The sequence below is a fragment of the Acetobacter fabarum genome (assembly GCF_022483405.1).
GTDB classification, from domain to species: domain Bacteria; phylum Pseudomonadota; class Alphaproteobacteria; order Acetobacterales; family Acetobacteraceae; genus Acetobacter; species Acetobacter fabarum.
Window position 1 is genome coordinate 928,294 of the sequence record NZ_JAKVNI010000001.1, and the last position, 18,397, is coordinate 946,690.

Annotated in this window: 11 protein-coding genes; 8 read left to right on the forward strand and 3 right to left on the reverse strand. The window is 54.5% G+C overall.

The window, feature by feature from the left end; translation table 11 throughout:
* Positions 1–74: 74 nt before the first annotated feature.
* The 3 genes from LKE65_RS04520 to LKE65_RS04530 form a co-directional block, all read right to left on the reverse strand.
* Positions 75–1,940, reverse strand: coding sequence for a hypothetical protein (locus LKE65_RS04520; RefSeq protein WP_278740595.1), 1,866 nt, complete (start codon positions 1,938–1,940; stop codon positions 75–77).
* A gap of 348 nt (positions 1,941–2,288) precedes the next feature.
* Complete coding sequence (locus tag LKE65_RS04525; protein ID WP_179290174.1) at positions 2,289–2,978, reverse strand: Crp/Fnr family transcriptional regulator; 690 nt, start codon at positions 2,976–2,978, stop codon at positions 2,289–2,291.
* A gap of 187 nt (positions 2,979–3,165) precedes the next feature.
* Positions 3,166–3,831 (reverse strand): DedA family protein, encoded by a 666-nt coding sequence (locus LKE65_RS04530; protein WP_278740596.1) that lies wholly within the window; start codon positions 3,829–3,831, stop codon positions 3,166–3,168.
* Between the two features lie 350 nt (positions 3,832–4,181).
* Between LKE65_RS04530 and LKE65_RS04535 the strand changes: the two genes are divergently transcribed.
* From LKE65_RS04535 to LKE65_RS04570, 8 genes are all read left to right on the forward strand, one after another.
* Positions 4,182–6,929, forward strand: a complete 2,748-nt coding sequence (locus tag LKE65_RS04535; protein ID WP_278740597.1) for an autotransporter outer membrane beta-barrel domain-containing protein — start codon at positions 4,182–4,184, stop codon at positions 6,927–6,929.
* A 382-nt stretch (positions 6,930–7,311) separates the two neighbouring features.
* On the forward strand, positions 7,312–7,944 hold the full coding sequence (locus tag LKE65_RS04540) for a sugar dehydrogenase complex small subunit (RefSeq protein WP_408744027.1): 633 nt from the start codon (positions 7,312–7,314) through the stop codon (positions 7,942–7,944).
* A gap of 22 nt (positions 7,945–7,966) precedes the next feature.
* The gene (locus LKE65_RS04545) at positions 7,967–9,604 is read left to right on the forward strand and encodes a GMC family oxidoreductase (protein ID WP_278740599.1); all 1,638 of its coding nucleotides are present in this window, start codon (positions 7,967–7,969) and stop codon (positions 9,602–9,604) included.
* Entirely contained in the window at positions 9,597–11,039 is a 1,443-nt protein-coding gene (locus LKE65_RS04550) for a cytochrome c (protein ID WP_095350199.1), read from the forward strand. Before LKE65_RS04545 ends, LKE65_RS04550 begins: the two co-directional genes overlap by 8 nt.
* Before the next feature lie 393 nt (positions 11,040–11,432).
* Positions 11,433–11,999: a hypothetical protein gene (locus LKE65_RS04555; RefSeq protein ID WP_086645127.1), complete on the forward strand. Its 567-nt coding sequence runs from the start codon at positions 11,433–11,435 to the stop codon at positions 11,997–11,999.
* A gap of 358 nt (positions 12,000–12,357) precedes the next feature.
* Positions 12,358–15,504, forward strand: coding sequence for a bifunctional diguanylate cyclase/phosphodiesterase (locus tag LKE65_RS04560; RefSeq protein ID WP_278740600.1), 3,147 nt, complete (start codon positions 12,358–12,360; stop codon positions 15,502–15,504).
* A 420-nt stretch (positions 15,505–15,924) separates the two neighbouring features.
* Positions 15,925–16,134, forward strand: a complete 210-nt coding sequence (locus LKE65_RS04565) for a TOBE domain-containing protein (protein WP_086645129.1) — start codon at positions 15,925–15,927, stop codon at positions 16,132–16,134.
* 690 nt (positions 16,135–16,824) lie between these two features.
* A complete protein-coding gene (locus tag LKE65_RS04570) occupies positions 16,825–18,276 on the forward strand; it encodes a carbohydrate porin (RefSeq protein ID WP_278741762.1) in 1,452 nt (483 codons plus the stop codon).
* The last annotated feature ends 121 nt before the right edge of the window (positions 18,277–18,397 follow it).

Below are 18,397 nucleotides of genomic sequence, written 5' to 3' on the forward strand. Positions count from 1 at the left end.
GAGGGGGAGCTGTAGGCCCCTGTGTTTTCCGGTTTTTGTCTTCAGGTATTTCAAGTCCCCAGCCTGCTTCTGGCCTAGTTCTGGAAAGGATAATACCGGAAGGTTACAAAAACCGTGTTGCCGTTTACGGTTGGTCGGGTTGTGGTTCCGGTATCATTCACGCCCCGAAAAGCAAATTTGCGAACATAGGTATATTGCAGGCCCGCCATAACACTACCGTAATGCCCATCCAGCAGGTGCCACCACCCACCCATTGTGTACGATATAAGGGACTGGGTCTGGGCATTGCAGACCCCCATCATCAGGGAGCAGCCCGAAAGTCTGGCATTGGGGGAGCCATAGCCGTAATAGTTGCCATCAGCTCCTTCATACACCGTGCGGTGGGCGGCTTCCACACCACCATAGGAATACAGGAGCAGGTTGTCCGTCGGGTGGCCGATCAGGCCAAGGGAGCCAATAATTTCGTGCAGGGGGGCGGGTGCGCCGGTGCTGCGGAAGGTCATGTCGGGTAACTGGCTGGGGCCGTAACGGCCAATTCCTCTGCCTGCCAGCACATCCCCCACTAGCTGCATTTTACCAGACAGAAGCGGCACAGCCATGGAGCCACCAACACCGCCCCCAAAGGCAACCCGGGAATGCGCCTGACCACCAAGCCCCCCACTGCCCCCACCATTGACAACAATAGTGCGGAACCACCGTGCCAAGCCGTATAGTTCGTAATGCCCGGCAGAAGTGTCCACCGCAGTCTTGAGAACAATATCCGGCGCGGCATCAAGGCTATAATGGGCTTCGGGGTCCAGCATGCCTGTACCCGTGCTGTTATAGATTACATGCGGGCCAGACGTTTGCCCCATGGCGGGTGGAATGTTGCCGCCGGAATCCAGCGTGGAATCATCAAACCCAAGGGTAGCCTGCGGGGTTTCAACTGACAGGCCAAGCCACCACTTGCGGTGGAAGTCCTTGATAAAGCGCACCTGAGGCACACGGGTAAAGGTTACGCCGGGAATAAGGTTGCTATCCACAACAGGGGGGAGTTGTTCGTGCCTGCGCAGCAGGGTGCTGGTGTAGCCCGTGGTCAGGCTCCATGCCTGACCGGCCAGAAAGTGCAGGCCCAGATCCCGGTCGTCTGCCGCCAGATAGGCCTGTCGCATTCTGGGCACGTAGCTGTTGGTCTGCACGGCATTGGAATTGCTGCCAGAACCGCCAAAATCGCTTTCCACGTAAGCTTCAACGGTAACCCCCCGGGCGGGTCTGCCCTCAATCAGCAGGCTGAAGCGGCTGAGCTGGGCGGTCGGGCGGTATTCGGAGGCATGGGCATTGGGGTTGCCGGAGTAAGGGAAGGCACCCCAAGGGGTTGCAGGGCCTGAGGTCAGGTTTTTATCTCGGTAGATATTGGACATATCCACAAAACCACCCAGTTTGACTGAGACTGAGCCAATTTTAAAAATAGGGGGTAGGCTGTCCACTTCTGTCTGGGTGAGCGCGGTAGGGCTGGAAGAAGACAGGTTGATGTTTTTAACGCTTGGCGTGTCCTGCGCCATGGTTGTGGGGGCAGGGTCGGCAGAAAATGGTTCGACTGGCTGGTTGTTGATCCGGATTGGCCCTGCCAGTTCTTCCGTCTGCTGGCTTGGCATGGAGGGGGAGCGTGCCAGACGTGTGCCCGCTGTGCCAGAAGCCTGTTGACCAGAGGCATAGTGGCTGGTGGGGCTCTGTTCCGCACGGGGCTGGTGGCGGAGGGGGCTACGGGGTGTCCGCTGGTTTTTCTGCAGGTCTTTAACCTGTGCCTGAAGTTGCAGAACCATGCTGCGCAATTGTGCAATTTCGGCACTATTATCCGCCAGAGCTGCGCGGGGGAAGCTGATTATGCAGCCCAGAACGCATGATAGCCCAAAATACCAGAGGTCCTGCGTGTAGAGATATGGAAAAGACTGTTTTTTCACCCTGACCGATCCTCGTGTGGCCGGCTGGAGACGATTATCCTTTCAGCGCCTTACCGGTAACGAAGCAGTGATTTAACGGGTATTGCTCCAGTCTAGATATGCCAATTTGGCGACCCATCCATACAGGGCGAATTCAGGCTGCCTAAACGACCGGAAGTGCCAGACTGGCACAGTGGTTTTTCAGTAAACTGTAGGAAGAACAGGGGCGTAGAATATAAAAAAGTCTGAAAAAGCAGGCGTGTTTATGATCTGCGCAGCGGTGTAAAATAAGGTCTTCCAAAGCTATGACCAGAAAAAGATGATGGGTTGATCTGGATTATGCCGCGCAGGTAGGTTTGGCCGAACAGGTTATGGGTCCAGCAGCATGCGGGTGTTGAGTTGTATCTGCCGGTGGTTGATTTTTTTGATGTAATTCTTGGTTTCCAGATATTTGAAAATTCTGCTGGTTGTCTCAAACGTCATGCCCAGATAATCGGCAATATCCTTACGGCTCATAACCAGCGTTAACACCTGCGTTGCTTGGTTGAAGTATTCAGGCTGTTTGCTGTAATCGAGCAGAAAACCGATCAGTTTGCTGGTCGCTGTTGGGTGGGACATCAGAATAATATGGTTTTTGGCCGCCATAAGGGAGGCTGTTTTCTGCTTGAGCAGTAAATCCGTTATGCCCGGATAGTTCTGGGCAAGGGTTTGCACGGCACTCCGGCGCAGGCGCTTGAGGTGTACGTCCACCAGCGCAATGGCAGACCAAGCGTAAACATCGTTTTCTACAATGCCCAAAACCCTGCCGGGCCATAAAAAATCAAGCACCAGATTGCGGCCATCTTCAAGCTGGTAATCCAGCCTGAGTGCCCCGGATTGTATGAAATAGATAAAATCGGCACTTTCCCCTTGCCGGAACACAATGCTTTTTGCGGGTTTTTTTAGGTCGCAGCCAATTCGCTCCAGAGCCGAGCATGCTTCTTCCACAAGACTAGGTGGAGTGCTTGGGGCATGCTCCCCGGAATACTCCAGATTATGCAGCGGTCGAGAGTAAGGCACGGTGCTGGTTACCACCCAAGCGGCAGCGCGGAGGCGGGCAGGTGGTCTGGTTCATGATGTGTGACCGCCATGCCGGTAAACCCTTGCTGTCATGATGACGAGGTTGCTGTTGAGTCCTAAATAAACGAAACGGAACCGTTTCACAATATCATCCAGTACAGGCGGCCAGCGTGAATGGAGCAGCCTTTCAGGCGGCTGAAGTGGTGCTTTGCTGCGGGGATTCGAGGTTTTTTTCTTCGGCAAGGGCGAGTTGGGTCAGATGTTTTTCGTTCTTGCGTAAAAAAAGACCTGAGCCAAGCAGGCCGATTACGGTCAGCACCCCTATGGCTATGCCGGTCGGGCCGGAAACTTCCGATATTTTGCGCCCCAGCAGGTAGGTGCCCATGGCGTACCCCCCGGCCCAGCATGTGCCGCCCAGTGCATTAAAAAGCATAAAGCGCTTCCAGTGCATGTTGCACGCCCCAGCCAGCAGGGCCACAAAAACGCGCAGGACAGAAACAAACCGCCCTAGAAAAACAATGGCGCTACCGTGGTGGCGGAACAGATATTGGCCCAGCACCAGCCGTTCTGGCGTCAGGCCGACCTTGCGCCCATGCTTTTGCAGGAGCGGAAGCCCAAAATGCCGCCCGATCAGGTAGCCAAGATTATCCCCGATGATCGCCCCGGCAATAGCTGCCAGCGCAACACCCTGAATGGCCAGATGGTGGGTTTTGAGGCAGTACAGCGATGCGGTGATAATACAGGTTTCGGCCGGAACAGGCAGGCCCATGCTCTCCATCAGAACAAGCAGGGTCACGATACCGTAACCGTAATGCTGAAGCAGCGTATCCAGATGATGTAGCAGGGGGAGCATCCTTTTTGGTGTTTCCGTTTTCTGATGCAGTCAGAGTGTTACGGGTGGGAAGGCTTTCTGTTGCATGGCTGCATTTCCTGCCATGTTTGAGTTGGCGCTGGCTGCTGGTGGTGTTGGATTACTGTTATCCAGCGGAAGAGAAAGAACAGAACTAAGTTAGAAAAATAAGAACAAAAAACATACAGTCAATAATTTTTAAACAAACGTATTTATAATCAATTAATAAAATATCAAATAATCTCAATAAATTGGAATAACCGTTTTTTTAACGCTCAATATATTTTCATGTGTGCTTATCATTAAGACAAATTCATGAGTAACAGCATTAATCTGATAAGGAATACAGTCGCATGAAATTAGATCGTGCAGGCATTTCCATGGGCAAAAACAGCACTAAAATTGTACTGTTTTCTCGCGCCAAAGTCCGTTCGTTTGCTTTGTCAGGCCCGGTTCTGGGTATTCTGGTCGGGTTGAATGTGGCGCTCCAAAAGGCTGCTCACGCAGATAACACCCTGTACCTGACCGGAAGCCAGACAACATATGTGGTGAATGGTCAGGAAAGTTTTTTTGTACCGGGGGGGGCCTGCTCAAACAATATAGCCCCATCTCCACTCTGCGTGGATGGTGGGGCTACGCTGGGAATTGTGGGCACAGGGGCCACGGTCACATCCACTGCGCAGGTTTATGTCGGGTTTACCACCTCGGGCACCAGCACTCTTTCCATTCAGGGGGGAGGGACTCTGCTGCTCAACCGCTCGGTTATGCAGATTGGCTGGAGTGGGGGGGATGGTCTGGTCAATGTTTCTGGCGCGGGCTCCCAGATAGTGACATCGCCCGAGAGCCTTCTGGTTGTGGCAACGGGGGATAACAGCAATTACGGCAGCCCGTTTATTGGCACGACCAACAAAACCTACGGCACCCTTAACATTACCAATGGGGGGCGGGTGCTGGTGGGTACAGTGGCTATTGGGATGTATGGTGATGGCATAGGCACTGTAACGGTGGATGGTGCCAATTCCCTTTTGCAGGCAAGCCAGGATTATTACGTCAATGGTGGTTCGGGGGGCGCAGGCGGCACGGGTACAACACAGGTCAGCAATGGCGGTATGCTGTTTGTGGGCGGGCAGGTCTATTTTGGTACGGACAACACTAATGGCGATGGCACGCTTATTCTGCAATCCGGCGGCACGCTGGCACTGGGGGACCGGGTTGCCAATGGCCAGACGCTCAGTGCGCTGGTGGATCAGGAGGGAACGGGCGGGCAGTCACATCTGATCCTGTCTGGCGGGGGCATCAAGCTGATTAATTCCGGCTTAACCACGCAAATGGCCATGCAGCTGACCGGTGGCGTGCAGTCCACCTTTGATACTAATGGCAGAATGGCGGTGTTGTCTGGCACGCTCTCGGGCAATGGGGGGCTGACCAAGGCCGGGCAGGGGACACTTATTTTATCCGGGACCAATACCTACACCGGGCAGACGGATGTGCAGTCCGGGGTGCTGGAGGTTGATGGCGGGGTCAGCAGCGCGGTGAATGTGCTTGGCGGGGCCACTCTGGCGGGGCAGGGTAGTGTTGGCACTACAACGGTGGCCTCCGGTGCTGCTCTTTCGCCCGGCGTGGGGAGCACTGGTGGGCAGTTGAATGTGGTGGGGAACCTGAGCATGAGCCAGGGTTCCTCCCTGCTGGTTAATAACCTGTCCACCACGCAGGAACTGGTGCGGGTTACGGGGAGTGCAAACCTGTCCGGTGGCACCGTGCGCCTGCTGGGTGCCGAGCAGAACCTGCGTTACGGGGAGCAATACACCCTGTTATCCGCTGCACAGGGTGTAAGTGGGCAGTATGAAGGGGTGAGTCTGGAACAGGCGAGCATTTACCCATTTTTATCTCCCACCCTGCTTTACACGGCAAATACGGTAAACCTGCAATTACTGCGTAATTCTGTGCCTTTTGCCGCAGTGGCACAGACACGGAACCAGCGGGCCGCAGGGAATGGATTGCAAGGCGTGGCGCTGGATAGTTCCGTGGTGCGTACAGTAGTGCAGCTTGGGGGTACCCGCGCGGTGGATGGTGCGCTGGATGCCCTGTCGGGCGAAGTCCATGCCTCCATGCGCACGGTTCTGGTGCAGGATTCCATGTATGTGCGGCAGGCCGTATCCGACCGGCTGGCCGGAGCCTGGTGTGATAATGGGCCAACAGGGCAAAACGTGCATGTGCTGGGCACGCGGCATGGGCGCGGTGTGGAGGAGGGCTGCACGGCAGAGCGCGCGGCAGTGTGGAGCCAGGCCTATGGGGGTTTTGGCAATAATAGCGGCAATGGCAATGCGGCCAGCCTGCACCATTCTACATCCGGGTTTATCATGGGGGCAGATACGCCTTTGGGGGAGGAGGCCCGGTGGCGCGTTGGGGGGCTGGTCAGTTATGGCCGTTCCATGGTGGACAGCGGAGGGCGCAGCGCGTCTGGCCGGAGCAACAACATAACGCTGGGGGGGTATGTGGGCGCGCGTTTGGGCGGGTGGCGCCTGCATATAGAGGGCGATTACACATGGAACCTGCTCTCCCTCTCACGCAGGGTGGCGTTTGCGGGTTTTGGCAACACCCTGTCTAGCCATTATGATGGAGGCACGGCACAGGGTGTGGGCGAACTGGGCTACCGGTTCCATACGGGGCGGGCTGTGCTGGAACCGTTTGGTAATGTGGCTTACGTAAACCAGCATACCAGTTCCTTCCGGGAGCGTGGGGGCGTGGCAGCACTGCGTGGGCGGGCAATGACCAGTGGGGTCACGTTTGCCACGTTCGGGGTGCGGGCTTCCGCTTCTTTCCAGACACATGGAGCATGGGTTACTCCACATGCCACATTAGGTTACCGGCACGCCTTTGGCCTGTTAACAGCCACCACGCATGAGGCCTTTGCTATTGGCTCTGGCTCCTATGGCATGGAGGTTGCCGGCATATCCCTGAGCCCGAACGCGGCGGTCATGGATGTGGGGGTGAGTGTTAAACTGACAGACCGGATAGATATCGGCGTGTCCTATCTAGGGCAGTATGGTGGGCCTTCCTCCAGCAGTGGTGCTCATGGTGGCGTGACCTTCCGTTTTTAACGGAGTGTGGCCCTTATCTGGCATATGCCTGTATTGCGGCACACAACCCCAGTGCTGGCAGGGCAGGCGCATGCCGGAGGTGCCGTAAGGTAAAGAAAAATTTGATATAACACTCCACTTTTGCCTGTATGCGCAAAAATATCAACACAGGAATAAAGCGCTTTATCTGGTTCCCTATGGGCCGGAGGGCTGTGATCGGGCGATAACTGCTCTTTTTTGGGGGTTCTGTTGTTCGTTCAGAGGAGTTATTCCGCTTTATCACCCCTTGGAGCCAGTGCTCTGGTTTATGTAGAGGGCAGACTGTCTGTTCGGTTGTCGCAATAATGTCCGGGATATTCTGCGTTCCGGTCGGGGTTATGATTTTAGGGTGGAGTGAGTTTTTGTGACGCAAGAAAGACGTTCCCCAGTGGCGGGTTCATGGCGTGCATCGCCCAATGCAATCAAGCTGAACCAGTCCATGCGGCTGATGCGTCGTGATGTGCTGCTCTCGGGCATTGGTGCTCTGGCAGCATGGGGTGGGGCCAGTGCTGCTCCGGCATTGGATACAGTGCCTCCACCCGTGCCGGCCGTTGACCCCGGCCTTGCCCGGTTTATGGATGTCTCTCATTGCCTGACGGACCGCACGGAGCTGGACTCCACCGTGGGCGCTGCCCTGTACGCCGGTATGGTGCAGGCCAAACCTGAACGTACGGCCCAGATTGAAACCCTGTATGACCTGAAGGCAAAATACAGGCTGATCACCGCGGCCGAACTGGCAAAAGCAGCAGAAAAAGCCGACAAGGCCTTAAAAGAGACGATTCATGACATCATGATCGGTTGGTACCGTGGTGTTGCGGGGGGCAAGGTCGTTGTGTACCGCACGGCCTTGATGTTCGACATCACCAAAGATGCAATTTACCCCAAGACCTACGCCGCTGGTGGTCCATTCTACTGGACCACCAAGCCGCCCGAGGTCGCGCGTCCGACCGGTCTGCCGGCCCTTTCGCCCTCGCCGTTTGTCGTGGAACCCACCTGAAGAACTGAAGCAGTCCAAACCTATGTCTTCTGACCAGAATCTTTCCGCTGATGTTGTTATTGTCGGGTCCGGCGTTGCCGGAAGTTCCATTGCCAACGAACTGGTGCGCGCTGGAATATCCGTTATCGTGCTAGAGGCGGGTCCGCGCGTGGACCGGCAGCATTTTGTAGAGAACTTTCGTAATCTGGAGAATAAACCCTCCTATCAGGGGCCGTTCCCCAGCACGCCGTGGGCGCCCCATCCGCCCAACCAGCAGTCCCCCAATAAATACCTCCACACGACCGGCCCGGATGCAGAGGCATACCAGCAGGCTTATCTGCGGCTTATGGGGGGCACAACATGGCACTGGGCCGGTTGCGCATGGCGTTACCTGCCATCGGACTTTGAGCTGAAAACCCGTTACGGGCAGGGGCGTGACTGGGCCTTGACCTATGATGACCTGGAGCCATTCTACTACCAGGCCGAGGTGATGATGGGCGTTTGCGGGCCGGACCCAAGCGTGGAAGACCTTGGTTCCCCCCGCAAGCAGCCCTATCCCATGGAAGCTCTGCCCCTGTCCTATGCCGGGGAGCAGTTCCGCAAGCTGATTACGGAAAAAACCCCCTGGCGCATTGTGCATGAACCGCAGGCCCGCAACACGCGCCCGTATGATGGGCGGCCAACCTGCGAAGGGCATAATAACTGCATGCCCATCTGCCCGATCGGGGCCATGTATAACGGTAGCTATTCCGTTTACCATGCTGAGGCAGCCGGGGCGAAGTTTATCCCCAATGCGGTTGTGTACAAAATTGAGCGTGATGCCGCGAATAAAAAAGTTACAGCGGTACACTATTACGATCCCGACAAAGGGTCGCACCGCGTGAGCGGAAAATACTTTGTTATTGCCGCCCATTGTATTGAAACCGCCAAACTCCTGCTTCTGTCCGCCGATGAGCAGAGCCCCGATGGGGTTGCCAACAGTTCAGGCCATGTTGGCCGGAACATGATGGACCATACCGGCGTGCAGGTGACGTTTATTAGCGGGGACAAGGCGCTCTGGCCGGGGCGCGGGCCGCTGGAAACAAACGTGATCGACAATTTCCGGGATGGAAGCTGGCGGAACGAACGCGGTGCGTACCTTGTGCATATGGTGGATGACAATCAGGTGGACTTTGCCACCCAGCTTGCCATTTCCAAAGGGTATGTCGGTCGGGAGCTGGAAGAGCAGATCCGCTACCTTGCATCGCACACGGTGCGTCTGTTCAGCCATAACGAGGCCCTGCCCGACCCCGAAAACCGCCTGACCCTGAGTAAGACGGAAAAAGACGTACTGGGTATTCCGCACCCCGAAGTCTATTACAAACTGCCCCAGTACACGGTGCGTAGCTGTGACCACACGCGTAGTGTGTTCAAGCAACTGATCCACCTGATGCATGGCACGGATGAAGAATGGACACCGGGCTACTTCCCGCAGGATCATCCCTCGGGCAGCACCATTATGGGCGTGGACCCCAAGGATTCCGTGGTGGATGGGCATTGCCGCACGCATGACCATGAAAACCTGTTTATTGCCAGTTCGTCTGTCTTTTCGACCGTGGGAACGGGGAATATCACCCTGACCGTAGCGGCCATAGCGCTGCGTGTTGCCGATACGTTGAAAAAAGAACTGCTCCATGGCTGATTTCAAACATATTTTCTGGTCTGTTCTGCTGGGTGGGGCGGTCTTTGGCGGAGTGCATGCCACGCCCGGCCATGCTGCGGATGACGAGCAGGCACTTATGGCGCGTGGTGCATACCTTGCAACCGCGGGTGACTGCGTGGCCTGCCATACGCGCCCCGGCGGCAAGCCCTTTGCCGGGGGGCTGGAAATTGCCACCCCCAAAGGGGCGGTGATTTCCACCAACATAACGCCTGACCCCCAAAACGGCATTGGTGCATACACGCTGGAGGACTTTGAAAAAGCCCTGCGCCGTGGCCTGCGAAAGGATGGGGCGTATCTTTACCCCGTTATGCCTTACGTGTCCTACGCCGGGCTGACTGATCAGGACGTCAAGGCGCTGTACACATGGTTCATGCACGGCGTGCAGCCGGTGGCGGAAAAAGCGCCTGAAACACAAATGGGGTTCCCCGGTAATATCCGTATGTCCATGATGGCGTGGAACATGCTGGCCGAGAGCGAAAAGCCCGAAACAGGGGATTCCGCAACCTATGACAAACTCCGCCGTGGCCATTACCTGGCTACTGCGCTGGAGCATTGTGGCACCTGCCATACGCCCCGTAACTTTATGCTGGTGGAGCAGCAGGACCAGTACTTGGCCGGGAGCCAGTTGAATGGCTGGTTCGCGCCCAATATTACGCCCAGCAATACTGGCGGCATAGGGGACTGGAGCGAGGATGATCTGGTAGCCTACCTTAAAACGGGCCATGCCAAAGGGCGCAGTCAGGCTGCTGGCCCCATGGGAGAGGCGGTTGAGCACAGCACCAGCCATCTGACCGATGAGGACCTGCATGCGCTGGCCGCCTTTATCAAACAGGTTCCCGCCCATGATGATGACATGGAGCATCAGGCGCGGGACAGTTTTGGCAAGGCGCTACAGGAGCCTGATATTCGGTCCGGTGTTGTCCATCAGGTCGGTGATCTGTACGAAATGGGTGGGGCTGAACTGTACGATGCAAACTGCGCAGCCTGCCATGGTGCCAATGGCGCAGGAACGGCGGACCAGTATGTGCCCTCGCTTTATACCAACTCCGTTGTGGGTTCGGGGCGGCCGGATAACCTGATCATGACCATTCTGGAAGGCGTTAACCGCACGACGCCGTCTGGCCATGCCAGCATGCCCTCTTTTGGCAGCCATTCCGACGTGCAACGCCTGAGTGATGAGGAAATTGCCAGACTGGTCAATTACCTGACCATCAGGTTCGGGAGTGGGGACCATCAGGTTAATGCCGAGCAGGTTGCGGCCATGCGCCAGCCGCGCCCGGCCCCGGCTCCTGCTTCCGCATCTGCTCCGGTGCCGGCGCCGGCAACCGCAGCACCTGCAACTGTTGCCTCCCCGCCTGCCGTGCCAGCTTCGGGCAAGGAGGCAGCCCAGCCCACGCCGCCTGAGCATCCATGAGGGCTGCTGCCTGTGGCGGATAAGCCGCGGGATAAAGGTGCATGCCCCTGAAGGCCCGGTAACGCTTACAAAGTCTGCCCCGTTATGCTCCCCTTGTGGGCGCTGGCGGGGCAGATTGCGTTTGGGCGGGTGGAGGAATGCTCTATGCTAAAAAGGTATAAGCAGGTAATTGGAGGCACATGGTGCCACGTCTCGCTCGGTCTGGCGTTAGGGTAAAGCTATCAAAGCCGGTTGTGCATTCGTAAGGTTACTTGCATGTTGCTGCCTCTCTCGCCGATATTGGTCGTTGGTGATTTTGGTTGAGGGTTATGAACACGGGCAGCTTGTCAAAGCTGGCAGAATCATAACAAACTAGATTATTTATTGTGTGGTCAGGTCTTTAGGAGATTTCCCATGTGGGAAAACCCAAAACATATTATTGTTCCCGTGTTCTTCAATTACCGTGGAACAGCCCTCTTTCATGAGGATCCTGTCAAGGTAAAGGCGAACCCTAACGGCCTGCAGAAGTTCATGGGGCTGTTTAACCAGAAATACCTGCCCACAGATGAAATCCGTTATCAGAAGCATTTTTATTATGGTTTTGAGTTCAACCCGCGTGAGGTTAAGGCAACCCAGTGCCTGATGGGGGGTATTTTTGACTTTTTCCATGCGCGTGGGCTGACCTTCAACTACCCCGATATTTCCAACCGCAAGGGAACGGAAATCTGGATTGGGGAGTATAAATGCCATCTGTTTGATATTATGGCGGATATCAGAAACCCCCATCTATGCGATTTTGGGTATTTTGACCCCAAAACAGGTGCCGTTGTGCTGGACGATAATAAAAACCGGTCCGATGGGCAGCATAAGCCCGCAGATGTGTCCCGCCGGTTTGTGCGTGACAGCTTTTTGAACGGGAAGATTCTGTCTAGCTGCATCAAGATCATGGAAATGCCCAAAGAAAAAGAACCTGCCGCCTAAGGAAAAGCCGGGTTCTCTCTCTGGTGTTCAGGTTTTGGTCAGGGTTGCCGGGAGCGTGGGTATCTGTTCCCCGGCGTGTCTGACCGCAATGCGGGTGTAGAATAGTCTGGGGTCTTTAAACGCGTGGAAATCTGCCTGTCAGCACAGGGGGTTCTGTATCTGATACCGTTATGTATTTAATAATTAAATATATTGTAACCGGTTTGCGGCGTTTTCACTTTATAAAAACTTCCTGTTTTTAGGTTGTATACGCACTGCAAACCCATTTTGGTGTTTTGGACTTTAGTTTTTGTGTCATTCATAAACTCTGGGGAAGGTTTTAGTCTGTTTTATGGAGAATGCAACAAATCTGGATTTAGTGCAGAGACTGTATCGCGCCCTTCTTAACACGGCCGATGCGGTGTTGCAGGCTTCTACCGAAAGCGAGATGTGCGATAAAACATGTGCCGATCTGGTATATGATGCGCTTTTTCAGGCAGTCTGGATTGGTCGGAAGGATGAGTCCGACACGTTGCATATCCTCTCCTGCATGGGGGCTGGCACGCAGGGGATGACCAACCTGAAGTTTGGCTTTCAGGAAGATTCGCCCCAGTTTCCTGTCGCCGTGGAGGCATGGGACAGACAGACCCTAGTTTACAGTAATGACGAACTGGGGGAGCAGAAAAATACGCCGTGGTATGATTTTCTGTACCGTAACCAGTGGCGTGCCGTGCTGGCGGTCCCGATCTGGCGGGGCGGCGTGCGCTGGGCCGTTATCTCGTTTGTATCAATTCGCACAGATATGTTCGATGAGCAGTGTATAGGTCTGTGCCAGAAGGTGGCGGAACTGCTGGGCCATGCGCTGGATAAACTGGATGCCCAGAAAAGGCTGGAAAAACTCCAGAATGAGGAAGCACGCCGCGCACGGCATGACCCGCTAACAGGCCTGCCCAACCGTCTGGCGCTGGAGGAGTATATGCCACAGGCCATAGCCCGTGCGGTCCGTCAGGGCAGTTCGGTGGCTGTGGGTATGCTGGACCTGGATGACTTCAAGCAGGTTAATGATGGTTATGGGCATGAGGCGGGGGACCGTCTTTTGCAGGCCCTTGGGCGTCGTTTGCAAGAGCATGTCCGGCATACGGATTACGTTGCCCGGCTGGGCGGCGATGAGTTTGTTATTGTGCTGGAAAATCTGGACCCGCTATTGCGGGTAACACAGGCTACAAAAATTCTGGATAACCTGCACAAAGCCGTGGAAACGCCCTTTGCCATTGCGCAGGATGCTTTTGCCATGGTGGGCATGACGTTAGGGCTCGCACTGTATCCGGTTGATGGTGAAGACCCCGACACGCTTTTGCGCCGTGCCGATGCGGCCATGTATTTGTCCAAGCAGAACAAGGCCAACCGCCAGAACTGGTGGTGCATGGCCAGCAATACCCGGCAGATGCCTGCTGAGGAGGCCGTGGAACAGGTTGCCTTTAACCCATATGGGCCAGAAGCTGCGGAACTGCTGACCCGCGCCAAAACGTTTCTGACGCGGATACGGCAGAATTTTATCGAGTGTTTTTACGACAGCCTGGCAAAAATGAGCGAGGCGCAGTCTATTCTGTCTGTCCTGACACCAGAGCAGCTTGAGCACCTGAAGCAAAAGCAGGCTGCACATCTGGATTTTTTACTGGGGGCAGAAACGCAACGGCAGGATATTCTGCAACAGGCGGCAAAGCTGGGTGCCATTCACATGCTTTGTGGTATTTCCCCCGCCCTGTTGGGAGAAGCCTATAGTATTTATAGACGTTTGCTGATTGATAGTCTGGATAAAGCGCTGCTGCGTGCGTATGACCGGTACCATATTCTCCTGACAACCGAAATGCGCTTGCAGGATGATAAAGGTGCACAGCTTGAGGCCGGGCAGAAGATAGAGGAAAAATATTTCTCTCTTCTTTCCAAGCGTCTGCCTGTTGCCGGGGGTGTATGGCCGGATGTGAGTGCGCAGGGCATAGAGGCTCTGGGCAGCCTGCCGGGTATTAAAGCTGTTTTGCTGTTCCGGATGAACCCTGCTGGTGAGCTGGTGGTTGAACATAGTGGAGGGTCTGCTGGTGCCCAGCTGACCGAAAGACTGAAGCAGATCATCAGCCAGCCTGTTGTGAATGCGCAATCGGTATTTGGTAATACTGTGACCGGTCTGGCATGGCGGACACGACAGAAGCAGACCTGTGCCTCTTATTCCACAAACCCCAATGCCGCTCCATGGCGGGAGATGATGCAGGCTTTGGGCATAAGTTCGTCCATCAGCATCCCCATTTCCATGGAGGAGGAGCAGGTCGCGGTTGTGCTGGCCCTGTTTGGTGCATGCCCTAACCAGTTTGAAACCCAGCGCATGCAGCAGTTTGCCCGCAGCCTGCAACACCGTTGGGAGCAGATGTGGATGCGGTGCTGCTTCCCCCGGGGGTCCGTCGTGACGGAAGAACAGTCCTGCTACCTGAGGGACAGGTTGTTCAGCGATGGGTTGCGGATGTACGTTCAGCCGATTGTAAACCTGCGCACGGGAGATTTGCTGGAAGTTGAAGCACTTGTGCGTATTCAGGATACTAATGGTGCCATTATCGAACCCGGGAGCTTCCTGTCCCTGCTTGGGCAGAATGAGCTCGACAGGCTGTTCCATATGGGGCTTGAGGAGTCTCTAAGCTTATTGCAGCAGTGGCAGAAGGACGGGCAGATTATCAACCTGGCCGTGAATATGCCTCCCACTTATCTTTTAAATGAGGATGGTCCAGCATGGGTTGAGAGTGCTTTGCAGCGCTATAACATCCGCCCCGAGCAGTTAACGGTTGAACTGCTGGAAACCCAGATGATCGACCCGACCATACAGGATATTGCCATCCAGAAGTTCAAGGCGGTAGGGGTCAAGATCGCGATTGATGATCTGGGGTCGGGTTATAGTAACCTGCTCCGCCTTTCTTCCCTGCCGTTTGATATTATCAAGGTTGACCAAGGGCTTTTGCGGAATATCCGCACAGCACCTCTTCAGACATTCAGCATGGTTAAGTCCGTGCTGGATATGGGGATAGATTTCCATGAGCTGGTTATTGTGGAAGGTCTGGAGGATGATGATGTTATTGAGGCCATCTACCATCTGGGTTGCCGTTTTGGTCAGGGATATGGCATTTCTCCCCCCATGCCTCCCGAGCATTTTGTCAAATGGCATGCAGAGTACCGCGTAAAAGCCCATTCCTGCAGCTATGCCAAGGAGCTGGTGAGCGATCTGGGCGTGCTGTCGTACCACTGGATGTCCACGCGGGGCGGGCAGAGTGCCAGCAGGCACTCACTGCGCCATAGCCTTATAACGCACTGGCTGGCTGCACGGGGGCTGGAAGGCTCCGATGCAGCACAATGGCATGAACAATGCCATTATGGAGATGATCCTGTGGGGGCTTCCCGCAAATTTATAGGCTGGCTGGTTAAAAGAATAGCCGAGGCCAATCAGGAACGTCTGTCTTTGGTGGAAGAGCCTAAAACGGGCGTATAGACCAAGTGCACATGGTGCTCCCATGCGCGGCATTGCTACGCCGGATGCAAGGGTTTTTCCTGCCTGTTCGGTAGAATGCACTTCATCGCGGCCGGACAGGTTCAGTTTCTGGCAGGAATGGGCAATCTGGCGCGATTGCCGGTTCCCATTCGGCGCAAAAAGGGGCTTGTCACTATAAGTGGCCGCAAGGCGGCATAGTCGGCTTATCGCCACGCGTTGGTGATTTGTTCCTGACAAATACCGGCGTGTTGTGGCTTGGCTGGGGGTAAAGCACAATAACTCCAACTGTAAGCACTGTAGTAAGCTGGTGTTTTCTACAGGACGTGGCAGTATATAAAAGAAGGAGCATCTGGCTCCTGCAATACTCTCTCTACCGTCCGTCAGAGGGAGATAGCTGATAAAAATGCTGGAGATAGAATAATGAAGATTAGCGCACGCAATCAGATCAAAGGTACAGTCAGAAAAATAGAAAAAGGTGCAACCACCTCTCATGTGAGCATCGAAATTGCAGGTGGAGCTATTGTTATGGCATCCATTACCAATGAGGCTGTGGCAGACCTCGGGCTAAAGGACGGAGAGTCTGTCTATGCTGTGATCAAGGCATCCGATGTTATGGTGGGTGTTGACTAAAGACATTCCATTTTTGGAACCGTGCCTTGTAAAGAGGGTGCTTGTAGCCTCATAAAATCTGGCACGGTTTCCATTCTTCTGTAACAAGAGTGTTCATAGATAAAGATGAACAGAGATATTTTTGAAACTGACCTGTGTTTTAAGGCAATAAAGAAATCAGCTTAGAAACCGGCTGGTTACAGCATTCTACGGGCTGCAAAGAACCAATTTGGCGATACTTGAAAGCAATACGTAAAGGTATGCCGGTACCAGACAGATATTATATTATCTGAGCAGAAAAATGAATTACTGAAGTATGTTCTGTTGTTATTACAAATAAGCGACAAGAACGTGAATTGAAAATTTTTAAAACCCGGTTTAGCCTCATAAAAAACAGTCATAAGAAAAAGAAAAAAATGTCTGACAAAATGATGCTCCGTGCTCCCCCAGACCTGCAACAGCACAATAAGGTGCCCGTAAGCTTGCCTGTCGTCAGCAAGCTCTAAGCGCGCCTTTATTCTGTAAATCAGGAATGTTGTGCCTCTGTTTCAGCGCAAGCTGGGGCGGATGCTTGCAGTTTTGGATAAAGCCATGTCCACATTTCGGGGTCATAGCCGCAAAGTATATGCCTTGCGGTGTTGTATCTTTTATTCTCTTGCAAAATTGCCTGCTGTTTTGGGGCTTGTTCTGCTGGCTGTGCCTTACGCCGTAATGGCGCAGGACGTTAAAAAATTGCCTGTGTCCGCGGGTGCTGAAGCCAGTGGGGGGCATGGCACTGCACCGCCCCCGACCAAACATAAGCGGCCTATTGCGGAAGAGCGTCTGGAATCCTTGTTTCAGACGGAAAGTATTTCCTCATTATTGAACCATAATGAAGATGCCTTGCGGCGGGGGGATATTAGTGCAGGGTATTATGTGTCCGAGCAGGCATTTGGCAACCTTATGCCCTCCCTTAAACCCTTACGGGACCGTCTGGCGAACCATGGTTTCAGCTTTGAACTAACCTATAAGGGTGAGGGCATGGGGAATATGAGCGGTGGCCTTTCCAAAGGAATGGACTACACGCATGAAGTGCGTATTGCCATGTTGTTTGATCTGGGCCGGCTAACCAGATGGAAACCGCTGGAAGGCTGGTTCCTGCACGGTATTGTCATGAACCGGGAGGGCCGGCAGGTTGGGTGGGACCACGTGGGCGAGCGCAATGTTCTGCTGACCGAGGTCTGGAGTATTCATGGCCCTGCCGCCGCACGTCTGGCAGACCTTTACGTAGAAAAATCGTTCCTGAACAACAGGATCAATATTAATCTCGGGCGTATTGCGCTCACGCATACCTATTCCACTTCGGTGCTGCTGTGCACGTTCATGACCATGTGTTCCGCACCTATGGCCATTCGTGAGCCTGCAGGCTGGAGCGTATATCCTAAAACATCGTGGGGCGGAACATTCCGCATACGTCCCACGCGGGATCTGATTTTACGAACAGGCGTGTACCGCATTGGCCCCAAAGCGGTTGATAACACAGGCTGGGCGTGGGGGAGTGAGCCGTACACTGGTATTCAGACCCCTGTGGAACTGACCTGGGAACCCTTTTTTGGTGAACGCAAATTGCCCGGTCATTACAAAATTGGGTATGCGCATGATACGTCCCCCTATGCGGACATGATCGGGGTTGTTCCGCCTGCTTTTTCCGGGTCCGTGCAAAAGCATAAGGAAAAGCCCAGAGATACGTTTTATATCGAGACGGACCAGATGGTTTACCGCAGTCATGGGCAGCACCAGATGGCGGGGGGGTATGTGCTGGCGGGATTTGTCCATAATACTCCAAGCAATTCTACATTCGCCAATGAGTTTTATTTCGGGGCTTCTTTGCTGGGGATCATTCCCGGGCGCCCGTTTGACCGGTTTGGGGTCATGTATTCCTATTACCAGCTCAGCCCCCGCACGACGTATGGGCAACGATTGCGCCAGATGGCAGGCATGTCCATGGGGGCCTATGTTAATGCACCTCAGACCCACTCTGCTATTCTGGAAGCGTATTATGGTATCCCCATCATGCCGGGGCTGGTTGTAACTCCCGAGTTTGAATACATGATGCGCCCGGGGGAGACATCGGTCATTCCCAACGCTGTTCTGGCAGGGCTTAAAGTGATCAGTGCTTTGTAAAGCGGTCCAGTCGGGCGGTGTTTCAGGCCGCCCGTATTTTTCCAGCTTCCAGCGTGCTTGCTACAGGCCTGATCTTTTGGGGTGGGTGCCCTCCTTGGTTGCCATATCTTAATTCTGGATA

Excerpts from the sequence above, each read along its gene's own strand:
- LKE65_RS04530 (WP_278740596.1), bottom strand. The coding sequence starts at position 3,831 with ATGCTCCCCCTGCTACATCATCTGGATACGCTGCTTCAGCATTACGGT.
- LKE65_RS04535 (WP_278740597.1), top strand. The coding sequence starts at position 4,182 with ATGAAATTAGATCGTGCAGGCATTTCCATGGGCAAAAACAGCACTAAA.
- LKE65_RS04545 (WP_278740599.1), top strand. The coding sequence starts at position 7,967 with ATGTCTTCTGACCAGAATCTTTCCGCTGATGTTGTTATTGTCGGGTCC.
- LKE65_RS04550 (WP_095350199.1), top strand. The coding sequence starts at position 9,597 with ATGGCTGATTTCAAACATATTTTCTGGTCTGTTCTGCTGGGTGGGGCG.
- LKE65_RS04555 (WP_086645127.1), top strand. The coding sequence starts at position 11,433 with ATGTGGGAAAACCCAAAACATATTATTGTTCCCGTGTTCTTCAATTAC.
- LKE65_RS04565 (WP_086645129.1), top strand. The coding sequence starts at position 15,925 with ATGAAGATTAGCGCACGCAATCAGATCAAAGGTACAGTCAGAAAAATA.
- LKE65_RS04570 (WP_278741762.1), top strand. The coding sequence starts at position 16,825 with ATGGCGCAGGACGTTAAAAAATTGCCTGTGTCCGCGGGTGCTGAAGCC.